The organism is Novosphingobium sp. BL-S-19 (genome assembly GCF_055521675.1).
The window spans coordinates 1,973,368-1,984,488 of sequence record NZ_CM145498.1; the positions used below are offsets into that span (position 1 = coordinate 1,973,368).

Annotated in this window: 10 protein-coding genes; 3 read left to right on the plus strand and 7 right to left on the minus strand. The window is 65.7% G+C overall.

Features of this window, described 5'->3' with window-relative positions; all coding sequences use genetic code 11:
* A complete protein-coding gene (locus tag ACZ1JV_RS17430) occupies positions 1–948 on the plus strand; it encodes an enoyl-CoA hydratase/isomerase family protein (RefSeq protein ID WP_465149820.1) in 948 nt (315 codons plus the stop codon).
* On the opposite strand, the gene ACZ1JV_RS17435 is transcribed toward ACZ1JV_RS17430, so the two are convergent.
* The 5 genes from ACZ1JV_RS17435 to ACZ1JV_RS17455 are packed head-to-tail and all read right to left on the minus strand — an operon-like array spanning position 874 to position 6,547.
* A complete protein-coding gene (locus tag ACZ1JV_RS17435) occupies positions 874–2,301 on the minus strand; it encodes an amidohydrolase family protein (protein WP_465149821.1) in 1,428 nt (475 codons plus the stop codon). The two genes, ACZ1JV_RS17430 and ACZ1JV_RS17435, sit on opposite strands and share 75 nt — an antisense overlap.
* Positions 2,295–3,494 (minus strand): CoA transferase, encoded by a 1,200-nt coding sequence (locus ACZ1JV_RS17440; RefSeq protein WP_465149822.1) that lies wholly within the window; start codon positions 3,492–3,494, stop codon positions 2,295–2,297. The genes ACZ1JV_RS17435 and ACZ1JV_RS17440 overlap by 7 nt, the downstream gene beginning before the upstream one ends.
* On the minus strand, positions 3,484–4,983 hold the full coding sequence (locus ACZ1JV_RS17445; RefSeq protein ID WP_465149823.1) for a class I adenylate-forming enzyme family protein: 1,500 nt from the start codon (positions 4,981–4,983) through the stop codon (positions 3,484–3,486). Before ACZ1JV_RS17445 ends, ACZ1JV_RS17440 begins: the two co-directional genes overlap by 11 nt.
* Before the next feature lie 6 nt (positions 4,984–4,989).
* On the minus strand, positions 4,990–5,280 hold the full coding sequence (locus ACZ1JV_RS17450) for a hypothetical protein (RefSeq protein WP_465149824.1): 291 nt from the start codon (positions 5,278–5,280) through the stop codon (positions 4,990–4,992).
* 37 nt (positions 5,281–5,317) lie between these two features.
* Positions 5,318–6,547 (minus strand): CaiB/BaiF CoA transferase family protein, encoded by a 1,230-nt coding sequence (locus ACZ1JV_RS17455; protein WP_465149825.1) that lies wholly within the window; start codon positions 6,545–6,547, stop codon positions 5,318–5,320.
* Between the two features lie 339 nt (positions 6,548–6,886).
* Here ACZ1JV_RS17455 and ACZ1JV_RS17460 point away from each other — a divergent pair, with 339 nt between their 5' ends.
* Positions 6,887–7,204: a hypothetical protein gene (locus ACZ1JV_RS17460; RefSeq protein WP_465138365.1), complete on the plus strand. Its 318-nt coding sequence runs from the start codon at positions 6,887–6,889 to the stop codon at positions 7,202–7,204.
* A 146-nt stretch (positions 7,205–7,350) separates the two neighbouring features.
* On the opposite strand, the gene ACZ1JV_RS17465 is transcribed toward ACZ1JV_RS17460, so the two are convergent.
* Both ACZ1JV_RS17465 and ACZ1JV_RS17470 read right to left on the minus strand, forming a co-directional pair.
* A complete protein-coding gene (locus ACZ1JV_RS17465; RefSeq protein ID WP_465138366.1) occupies positions 7,351–7,839 on the minus strand; it encodes a MarR family winged helix-turn-helix transcriptional regulator in 489 nt (162 codons plus the stop codon).
* Positions 7,840–7,860: 21 nt separating this feature from the next.
* Positions 7,861–9,114 (minus strand): acetyl-CoA C-acetyltransferase, encoded by a 1,254-nt coding sequence (locus ACZ1JV_RS17470; RefSeq protein ID WP_465149826.1) that lies wholly within the window; start codon positions 9,112–9,114, stop codon positions 7,861–7,863.
* Between the two features lie 267 nt (positions 9,115–9,381).
* Here ACZ1JV_RS17470 and ACZ1JV_RS17475 point away from each other — a divergent pair, with 267 nt between their 5' ends.
* Positions 9,382–11,064 (plus strand): MFS transporter, encoded by a 1,683-nt coding sequence (locus ACZ1JV_RS17475; RefSeq protein ID WP_465149827.1) that lies wholly within the window; start codon positions 9,382–9,384, stop codon positions 11,062–11,064.
* Positions 11,065–11,121 lie beyond the last annotated feature (57 nt).

Sequence of the window (11,121 nt, forward strand, 5' to 3'; positions counted from 1 at the left end):
ATGCGGCCGGAAGACCTGACCTTTCCCGCAGCCGATCTGGCCGAAGCTGCGAGACTCGCGCCGATCGCCTTCGTGGACCTTGCGCGCGAGTCGGACGATCCGCCGCATTTGCGGCTGCCGGTCTGTCCGGTGATCGGGATTGGCCCTCGCGATCACCCGCTGGCAACGCTACTCGATGCCGTTCTGGAGCCACGCTTCGATGCTGCGCAGGTGGCACAGGCAGCGATTGCGCAACCGCACGCCGCTGCCGTGGTGACGCATGTGCTGCGCACGGTCCCGACCCTGCCGATCGACCATGCGCTGACGGTCGAGTCGCTGGCCTATGCGGCGCTGCAGGGCAGCGAGTCGCACCGCCGTTGGATTGCCGCGCGCAAAACCGGACCTGGTGAGTCGCCCGGCCATGTCAGATTGTTTCGTGACGAGGCGTGTCTGACGGTCACATTGGACAGGCCCTCCGCCGGTAATGCGATAGACCGGCCCATGCGGGACGCGCTGCACGAGGCATTCGCACTCGCCAATATCGATACGAGCATCCGGCGCGTGGTGCTGCGGGCAGAGGGCAAGGCGTTCAGTCTGGGGGCGGAACTGTCGGAATTCGGCACCACTGTCGATCCGGCCGAAGCCCATCGCATCCGCTGTCTTACGCTGCCCGCGCGCGAGGCGGCATTGTGCCGTGATCGTCTGGAAGCGTGGATAGACGGCGCCTGCATCGGCGCGGGGTTGGAACTGGCGGCCTTCGCCGCGCGAACGATCGCCACACCGCGCACGTGGTTTCAGCTGCCCGAACTGGCCATGGGAATACTGCCGGGCGCAGGCGGTTGCATCTCACTGAGTCGCCGGATCGGGCGCCAGCGAACCCTGCTGATGGTGCTGTCAGGCCGTCGCCTTGGCGCGCGGGAGGCGCTCGATTGGGGCCTCGTCGATGCGCTGGTGGACGCATTGCCCTGAGACGAGCGTGGCGCGCACGTCGGCGGAGTTCAGCCGGGTACGCGCTTCTGCCCATGGCCGATCGAGCAGGCAGAGATCGGCGGCATCGCCCACTGCGATCCGACGCTGGTGGGACAGATCGAGCGGATCGGCAAGGAACAGGGCAAGCGCCTGTTCGGGCGAAAGCGCTTCCCCGGGGTTGAACGACACCCCACTGCCGGTGCTGCGCAGCACGGCGGCCTTCATCGCTCGCCACGGATCGGTCCCGCCATACGGCGCGTCGCTGCCGCCGGCGAGGGGGATGCCGGCATCCTGCAGGGTACGCAGCCGGTAGAGGTCGCGGTGGTGATGCGGATCGACATCGCGAAGATAGCGATCGCCGCTTTCCTGGACGAAATGCGGTTGAACGCATGCCCACAGGCCCAGCGATGCCATGCGCGCGGCGAGTTCCCGCGGCACTATCGATGCATGTTCGATGCGGTCGCCCGTGAGCGCTCCGGCCGATTCGAAGAGCGCGAGCGTAAACACCAGTTCGACCTCGGTCACGCAATGGACCGCGACCCCGCGGCCCTGCGCATGGGCCTTGGCGATCCATTCGCAGGTCGTGTCGAAATCGGGCAGGGCGGCTTCATGCAGATGCAGTTTCGCCGGGCCCAGTCGCCAACCCTGTTGCGCGGCATCGGCCAGCGAAAGCTGTCCCGCCAGAATCGCATTCTGGCGAAGATGCCCGCGATCGGATTGCGAGGCGAAATGCCGCGCGATGACGGCATCGTTGCGCGGCGACACGTCCGTTACGCCGGTGATGCCGTGGCGGGCGAGTGCGTCGCTCACCGCCGCAAAGTCGGGCGGCGTGCTGGCAAGCGCGGCCTGCAACCACGCGTCTTCATCGAAAAGGCGGCCGGTGAGCCGCCCGCTGACGCGTTCGAGCCCGGGCGGAGGCGTATTTTCGGCCAGCAGTTCGTCCAGCGCCGCGCTGTTGAACAGCCACATGCGGCCGGTGCGATGTTGCAACCGGATGGGGCGATGCGGCGCCATCCGGTCAAGCGTGGCGAGGCTGGGCAAGTCCCCGTCGAGCACGCTTTCGCAGAGGCCGAAACCGCGCAACCAGCCCTGACCCGGACGGGAGAGGGCGAGCGCCAGATCGTGGCCACTGCTGATGGCAGGCGGCCCGCAATCGATCGAGGCCGCGCGCACCGCCAGCGCGGCGAGATGGATGTGATGATCGTGCAGGCCGGGCAGCAATGCACCGCCTCCGGCATCGATAACGGTCTCGTCAGGAAGCGAGGTGAGCTGGCCGATGGCGGCAATGCGCGGGCCGGCGATGCGCAGGTCAGCCAGACCATGGCCGTAAATCTCCGCCGCGCGGATCAGCACCGGGCAAGTTCCGGCAGATAGCGCGCGGTATCCGCGCCGATGGGGCTGACGGGCGCGGTCATCCGGCGGCGTTCCAGTGCCGGAAAGCGGCGGCCGATTGCGGCGCCCCAGTCGCGCAGTTCGGCTTCGAGCAAGGCCGCGTCGAAAGTGCGTTCTTCGTGCAGGGCCATGGCGGTGATTGCGCTCATGGATAGACCGATGCGCTGGGCTTCGCCGCTGCGCAAGGCTTTCAGGACTTCGCGCGCGCCGGTTATCCCGGTGAGCGGATCGGCAATGGCATCGCCGACATAGCCCGGCTCCCCGGTCACGTCCGCCAGCGCGCGGGAAAGGCCGCCCGCCACGCCGCAATCGTTGCCGATGCCCACCCAGTTCGCCGCGTCGCCCCGCGCACCGTGCCCGGTGACGGAAAGCCAGACTAGGCCGGGAACCTCCCGCACCAGCGCCTGCGCATCGATGCCCAGATGGCGCAGCGCGCGCGGGCGTGAGCTTTCGATGACGACATCGGCGCGGCGGATCAGGTCCAGCAGACGAGCCTTTTCGCTGTCGCTGGCGAAGTCCACCAGCACGTTGGCCTTGCCCTCGTTGATCAGGTCGAAGGTCGCCGGATCGTCGCGCCGGATCAGGTCGGGCCGTGTGCGACTTTCGACTTTCACCACTTCAATCCCGGCCTGCCAGAGAAGGTGTCCGGCCAGTGGTCCGGCCCAGATGGCGGACATGTCCACCACCAGGGAACGGTGCGTTGAGGCCCGTTCACGGTGCGGCCCGCGCGCGATTACCTCGATCGGCGGAGAGGCCGGCACTTCGTCCAGCACGGCGACGGGAAGGCCCAGCAGGCGGCCCGTTGCCAGCAAGGAGGCGCCGTCGCTGCGCAGCACGGCTGCGGCGATGGCGTCTGTGCTATGGATGTCGAGATCGGCATCACCGAACAGCGCCGGCAGCAATTCCCGGTCGATCTCACGGATCAGCGTAAGGGCGAACCAGTTGCCATCGCGCGTCGGCATAAGGCGACTGCCGCCCAGACCGGCCGAGACGCGCCCGGCAATCCGGTATGCGCCATGCGCGGCGCGCTCGCCCAGCAGGGTGGCGCCGGAAAGGCGCGGCAACCCGAAATCGCGGGCAAGCGCTTCCAGTTGCCGGTCGGCCCAGCGCGCCAGAGGGATCGCCGGGCCGTGGGATTCGGCATTAGTCCGCAAGGACTTCCTTGACCTTGCGCCGCAGCAGCTTGCCCATTTCGTTGTAGGGCAGTTCGGCGACGAACACGACTTTCTCCGGCACGCGCGAGGAGCGCAGGCGGGTGCGGACAAGGTCCTTCAACTCGGTTTCGCACGGATGATCGTGCCCTTCGCGGGTGACGATGGCGACGCCGACCGTCTCGCCCCATTCGATCGAGGGGATCGCGCAAGCGCAGGCATCGGCGATGGCTGGGTGGGTGAGCAGCACGTCCTCGATCTCACCGGGCGACATGTTCTCACCCCCGCGCACGATCACATCGTCCGCACGGCCGGAAAGGAACAGATAGCCGTCTTCGTCCATGAAACCGGCATCGCGGGTCGGGAACCAGCCCTCGGCGTCGAGCGCGCTCTTTTCCTTGTACTCGCCCGAGACCTGCTCGCCGCGCACGTAGATCTCGCCGGGTTCGCCAAGCGGCAGAACTTCGCCATTTTCGCCGCGAATCTCGATCTCCACCGTCGGGATCGGCTTGCCGAGCGAGGTGAGGCGGGCGCGGACCTTCGGATCGGACGAGGCCAGTGCCTCGCGGTGATCCTCGGGGCCGAGCAGGGCCACGGTCGAACTGGTTTCGGTAAGCCCGTAGGCATTGGTGAAGCCCGCGAGGGGGAAGCGTTCAAGCGCTTTCTGAATCACCTCGATCGGCATCTTGCCGCCGCCATAGGCCACGGCGCGCAGCGAGGAAACGTCTCCGCTTGCGCCTTTTTCCATGGCATCGATGATGCGCGCCAGCATGGTCGGCACCACGAAAGCATTGGTGACCGTTTCGCTCTGCACCAGCGTCAACCAGCCCTCGGGCGAGAAGCTGGGCAGCATGACGATCTTGCGCAGCGAATAGATCGAGGAGAGCAGGGCCGAGATGCCGGCGATATGATAGGGCGGCACCACGACCAGCGCGGCGTCCGCCTCATCGGCCGAACCGAACTCCACGGTGCCGAGAATGTAGCCCAGCAGGTTGGAATGGCGCAGGATCGCCGCCTTCGGCGCGGCGGTGGTGCCGCTGGTGAAGAGCTGGATGGCGACGCCTTCACCCGGATCGTATTCCCGCGCATCATCTTCGGGCACGGTTTCCTGCGCCTTCAGCACAAATTCCTCGCGCGAGAACACCGTGTGGCCCTGGTCGGCCGCGAGCCTGACGATGCGCTCCTCGTCGCCGATCACCAGCGCCGGTGCGACGCGGCCGAGCAGGGCGGCCAGATCGGCATCGGGCAGGCGGTAGTTGAGCGGGCAATAGGGCACGCCCGCCAGCGCTGCGCCGAATACTGCGATCACCGCTGCCTCGCTGCTCTCGTCGAGCAGCGCGACGTAGTCGACCTCGCTCTGGCGGATCAATCCGAATGCGCCGCGCGCGGCGTCGAGCAGGTCACCATACGTCCAGCGGCGCCCGTCGCAGACCAGCGCCACGCGATCGGGCGCGGCCTCGGCCGCCATTTCGAGAAGAAGCGCGATGTTCATGTGCGTTCAGTCCGAAGCGGGCAGGGGCTTGGCGTCCTTGATGACGAGCGCGACGCCATCGACCGAAAGCGAACCCTTGCCGGGCTTCACGCAAAGCAGTTCGTACTTGCCGTCGCTGTCGACATAGCGCTTGCCCATCAGCGTACCGGCCGAGAAGTCGGCGGCGAGCGGGGCGGCTTCGGCAGGCTTGGCCTCGCCCATCGGGGCGCCGCCGCATTCGATCGTGCCGTCGGCGCAGCGGATCACCATGACTTCGGTGTCGCAGGCGGCGCTCTTGAGACGGGTTCCAGGCTTCATTTTCCCAATTCCTCGTATTCTGATTTCGGCAAGCTGTTCAGGCGATTGCGCCCTTGGCCTTGAGTTCTTCGATCTTGTCCCACTCCACGCCGAGTTCCATCAGGACGATCTCGGTATGCTCGGACGCTTGCGGCGAGCGGGTGGTTTCCAGCGGTTCGCCGTTGAACTGCACCGGGCCGCGCACCAGCTTGAGCGGAGCGCCACCATCGGCCGCTTCCACTTCGATCAGCATGTCGTTCGCCAGCGCCTGTTCGTCTTCGGCCAGTTCCAGCAGGTTGAGGATCGGCGCCCACTGGCCCTTCAGAGTCTTCAAGTGCTCCCGCCAGTAGGCGAAGGGCTTTTCGGCGAAGGCTTCGACCAGGATCTCGCTGGCGGCCTGCGAATGCTCGATAAGGCTCAGCACATCCTGGAAACGCGGATCGTCCGCGGCTTCGGGGCGGCCGACATGTTCGAAAGTGTCGCGAATCAGGCCGGTGGGGCTGACCATGCAGAGATTGATGGTTCGCCCGTCAGAGGTCCAGAAATTGCCCATGAACGGGTTCTTGGCGCCGCCGCCGGAGCTGGGCATCGAGTTCTTGGTGATCACCCCGGTTTCCACGGCCTGCGCGATGTTGGCGCCGGAGGCCCAGGCGGCCGTGCTCATCAGCGAGACGTCGAGTTCGGCCGCTTCGCCGGTCTTCTCACGGTGGAAGAGGGCGGCGGAAATGCCGCCGGCGATGAACATGCCGCCGATCGAATCGCCGAAGGCGGGCATGCCCTGCGAGAGCGGGCCGGGCAGTTCGGGCGGGGTCATGCAATCGGCGATGCCGCTGCGTGACCAGAACGCGGTGCCGTCGAAACCGCCCTTTTCACGTTCGGGGCCCTTGTTGCCCCAAGCGCTGCCGCGTGCATAGATGATGTTCGGATTGGCGGCGCGGATGTGCTCCACGTCGAAACGGTTCTTCTGGCGCACTTGCGGCAGGTAGTTGGTGAGGAACACGTCGCACTGCTTGGCCAGTTCGTAGAGCAGTTCCTGCCCTTCGGTGGTCGAAAGGTCGATGCCCACGCTGCGCTTGCCGCGGTTGGGGTGTTCGAACAGGGTCTGGCGCAGCGGATCCAGCTTCACGCCGCCCATGTTGAGGAAGCCGCGCTGCGTATCGCCGCGCACGGGGTGTTCGATCTTGATAACGTCCGCGCCCCAGTCGGCCAGAATTGCACCGGCTGCGGGCGTGAACGTGAACTGTGCCACTTCGAGGACGCGCACGCCCTGCATGACCTTTGTCGGCATCTGACAGTCCCCAATTATTCTTGCGTTTTATCGTATCGGTTCGGGGCACGAGAGGCGGGTTTTCGCCGATCGCACCGGTTGCCTTCGATGTGCGCGCAAAGGTGTTTGGGAGCAACACCACCGCCATCGTGGCGACGATCATCAGCCGGATTCGCTGGTGCGATCTTTGCATGCTGCGCTGCGATAGGCATGGCGGGCCGTGAAACCGCGCGGGAGCGATGGTTGCGAAAAAAGTTTGTGCAGTTGCGGCAATCGCAATTGACACCTAGGCAGGTAATTACTAACCTAGGTGAGTAAATAGCGGGGATGGACCCGCCTCAAGCACTCGGAGAGTTACCCATGAAGAAGTTTGTTGCCCTTGCCGCCGTCGCTTCGATCGCCTCTTTCGCCGTCGTTCCGGCTGCCTTCGCCGAAACCAACCAGTCGGTTCGCGCCGTCACCGAGGAAGCTGCCGCTCCCGTCGACCTGACCGCCGGCAAGATGCTCTATGCCGCCAACGGCACCCGCATTGCCCCGATCTACCGCGTTGCTGCCGACGGCAACCCGCAGGTGATCCTTAACGGCCGCCTGATCACCGTTCCGGCCACCAGCCTGACCGACGCGCAGGGCAAGCTGACCACTTCGCTGACCAAGAAGGACCTCGCTTCGGCGAAGTAAGCTTCCGGCCAGTTCTGGAAACAAGAAAAGGGCGGCACTTCGGTGCCGCCCTTCTTCGTTTGTGCCGCGCTGACCGTTCCAGTGACGAAAGGGTAGGGGAGGCAAAAGTGCGGGGCCGAAGCCCGCCCTTTTCAGCCCCGCCCTTATTACCCCCGACTGACGTTGTCGTAGATGCGGCTGAGATAGTCGCGCATCTGCTCCACTTCTGCGTCCGAGAAGCCGTGGAACATGCGGGCTTCCGCTTCGCCGGCGATGTGGCCCAGCTTGTCGAGCAGGGGGCGCGCGGCGTCGGTGAGGAAGACCGACCGTGCACGCCGGTCGTCGCGCCGATCGCGGCGTTCGAGCAGATTGTCGGCGCAGAGCCGGTCGATCAGTCGGCCTGCCGAGGCTTCCGACATTTCGAGGTATTCGGCGATGGTGCGCTGGGTCGAACCCGGATAGCGCGCCACCACCGCGATCATCGCCCATTGCGAGCGCGTGACGTTGAGTTCGGAGACGAGGCGATCGAAATTGTTGCGCTGAAGGCGCGCGATCACCGTCATGCGCAGGCTCACCTGGCGGCGGGGGCTTTCGTCCTTGTCATTGAGGACGTCGCCGAATTTCCCGCTCAGTTTCTCTTCCGCCTCGGTGGCCAACACATATCTCCTTCTAATGCTTCAAATTCGTTCGATGATCACGGCAGGGGCCATGCCGCCCGCCGCGCACATGGTGATCAGGCCATAGCGCCCGCCGGTGCGTTCCAGTTCGTCCAGCGCGGTGCCGATCAGGATCGCGCCGGTCGCGCCGATCGGATGGCCCAGCGCGATCGAGCCTCCATTGGGGTTCACCTTCGCGCGGTCAAGATCGAGATCGCGGATCAGCTTTTCGACGACGACGGCGAAAGCCTCGTTCACTTCCCAGACGTCGATCTGGTCCTTGGTGAGGCCAGCCTTGGCGAGCACTTTCTTCGCCGCCGGGACGGGGCCGTTCAGCATCAGTGTCGGGCAGTCGCCGGTTTCGGCCATGGCGACGATGCGCGCGCGCGGCTTCAGACCGTGCTTTTCGGCATAGTCCTTGGACGCGAGCAGGATCGCCGAAGCGCCGTCGACCACGCCCGAGGAAATGCCCACGTGGTGGATCGGCTTCACGTCCAGATCCGGATAGACCTGATTGATCAGTTCCACGTAAGTCTTGCCGCCGGGGGCGGAGGGCATGTTGTAGAACATCTCGAAAGCGGGCTTCAGTTGCGCAAGGCCTTCGGCGGTGGTGTCCGGACGGGGGTATTCCTCGTGATCGAGGATCACGTTGCCCGCATCGTCCTTCACGACGATGGTGGACTTGTCGAAACGGCCTTCCGCCATGGCGACGGCGGCGCGGCGCTGGCTTTCGACGCCGAAGGCTTCCAGTTCCTCGCGCGTGATGCCTTCCATCGCGGCAATCGCGTCGGCGGCAACGCCCTGGTTGGTCTGCGGGTGCTTTGCCTGAAGGCGGGGGTTGCCCGCGCCCATGCCGGCGCTGCCGAGCCCGGCCTCACGCATCTTCATGCCATAGGCATTGGCGTAGGAGAGCATGTCCATGCCGCCCGCGACCATCAGGTCGGACATGCCGGACATGATCATGGCGGCGGCAAGATTGGTGGCGGTGATGCTCGACCCGCAGAAACGGTTGAGCGTGACGCCGCCCGCCTTCGCATCGTAACCGGCATCCAGCGCGGCCATGCGGCCGATGTCGCCGCCTTGCAGGCCCAGTGCCGCCGAAACACCCCAGATCACATCGTCTACATCCGCGGTATCAAGTGCATTGCGCTCCTTGATCGCGGCCAGCACGGTGGCGGACAAATGCTCGGGGTGCATCTGCGAGAGCGCGCCCTTGCCCATCTTGCCGATGCTGCGCGGCGTGCGGACAGTGTCGATGATCCAGGCTTCGGTCACGATCGGATCTCCTCAATTTCCCAGACGGGCGCGCGATATGTGGCGCCGTTTGCCGAGGTCATGCTGGCAGGTCGGGGGAATTGCAATTGGAGGGGGGTGTCCTATCGCAGCGGCGATTGCTTTCATTTGAAAGTATATGGTGGCTTATGTTCACCCCGTCAATCTTTGCAGGTGAAACAATAGATCGTGACGGCGGCGCAGCCCGTGCTTGACGCTGGCAGCGCGGGAGACACATCAAGGGAGAGGGACAGGACGAAGGGGAAATGCGTGCCGGCCAGCGGCCACGAAGAAGCGTCGCAACAGGCGACAACCGGGGGCGGCGCCTTCGCGCCTTTGCGGGAAGGAACATTCCGCCGGATCTGGACGGCAAGCCTGTTTTCCAACTTCGGCCAGCTTTTCCTGGGCGTTGGCGCCGCATGGGAAATGACGCGGCTGACCAATTCGGCCGAAATGGTCGCGCTGGTGCAGAGCGCGATGATGCTGCCGCTGATGGTGGTGACGCTGCCCGCCGGTGCCATTGCCGACATGTTCGACCGCCGCCGCATCGCCATGACCGGGCTTGCCTTCAGCGCGGTCTGCGCGGCGACGCTGGCGACGATCGCTTTCCTCGGCCTGATCACGCCGTGGCTGCTGTTGCTGTTCTGCGCGCTGATCGGTGCGGGTGTGGCGCTCTATTCGCCGTCATGGCAGGCTTCGATCCCCGAGCAGGTATCGCGCGAGCATTTGCCTGCCGCCGTGGCGCTGGGCACGATCAGCTATAACGTCGCGCGCAGTTTCGGGCCGGCATTGGGCGGCCTGATCGTCGTGCTTTATGGAGTGCGCGTGGTCTTCGGGATGACGGCGCTGCTCTATCTGCCGCTGCTGTTCGCCTTTTTCCTGTGGCAGCGGCGTCATGTGCCTTCGCGCCTGCCGCCGGAGCGGATGGACCGGGCCATGCTGGGCGGGGCACGCTATGCGCTCCATGCTCCGGCGATCCGCACCGCTTTGCTGCGGGTGCTGACCTTCGGGCTTTCCACGGCGACCGCTTCGGCGCTTGCTCCGCTGATCGCGCGTGACCTGCTGCACGGCAATGCGGCGACGTATGGCCTGTTGCTGGGCGCGCAGGGCGTGGGCGCGGTGGCCGGCGCATTGTTCGTCAGCCGCATTCGCGAGGCGATTTCCACCGAACTGGCCGTGCGGATCTTCGCGATCGGCACCGGCGTGGCGCTGGCGGTGATCGGCTTCAGCAACGAACTGGTGCTGACTTGCGCGGCCTTCCTGGTGGTCGGCGCCTGCAACATCCTGACCATTGCCATGCTCAACGTCACCGTGCAGCTTTCGGCCCCGCGCTGGGTGACGGCGCGGGCGCTTTCGCTGTTTTCTTCCGCGATCACGGCGGGGATCGGCATCGGTGCGTGGGTATGGGGGCAGGTGGCGCAGCAGACCGGGGTGGCGCACGCCTTGTTGGCGTCAGGCATTGCGGTGGCGGCGACGGCGCTGCTTGGCTTCATTCTGCCGATCGCTCGCGACGGGACGAGCGGCACGTCCGAAATGCCGCTGGGGCATGAGCCCGAAGTCGGCATGGCGCTGACCTTGCGATCTGGCCCGGTGGTGATCGAGGTCGATTACGACGTCGATCCCGAACAGGCGCGCGAGTTCTACGCGGCGATGATGAAGATGCAGTCCATGCGCAAGCGCAACGGCGGCTTCGCCTGGTCCATCGCGCGCGACATCGCCAATCCCTCGCTCTGGACCGAGCGCTATCATTGCCCGACCTGGGGTGATTACCTGCGCCTGCGCGATCGCTTCACGGAGGCCGATCTGGACATTCAGCGGGCCGCCGATGCCTTCCATCGCCGCGGTGCGGGCACGCGTGTGCGGCGGCAGTTGGAGCGGCCGTTCGGTTCGGTGCGCTGGAAGGCGGAATCCTACGATCCGAAGCAGGATACGATGGGCTGGATAGCGCCCTAGGGCGTGAGTCTGCGACTTGTCCCCATACGGGAATTGCCGGGGCCGATGCGCGCTGGC

Coding starts and splice junctions, on each gene's coding strand:
- ACZ1JV_RS17430 (WP_465149820.1), top strand. CDS start 1: ATGCGGCCGGAAGACCTGACCTTTCCCGCAGCCGATCTGGCCGAAGCT.
- ACZ1JV_RS17445 (WP_465149823.1), bottom strand. CDS start 4,983: ATGAACATCGCGCTTCTTCTCGAAATGGCGGCCGAGGCCGCGCCCGAT.
- ACZ1JV_RS17450 (WP_465149824.1), bottom strand. CDS start 5,280: ATGAAGCCTGGAACCCGTCTCAAGAGCGCCGCCTGCGACACCGAAGTC.
- ACZ1JV_RS17455 (WP_465149825.1), bottom strand. CDS start 6,547: ATGCCGACAAAGGTCATGCAGGGCGTGCGCGTCCTCGAAGTGGCACAG.
- ACZ1JV_RS17460 (WP_465138365.1), top strand. CDS start 6,887: ATGAAGAAGTTTGTTGCCCTTGCCGCCGTCGCTTCGATCGCCTCTTTC.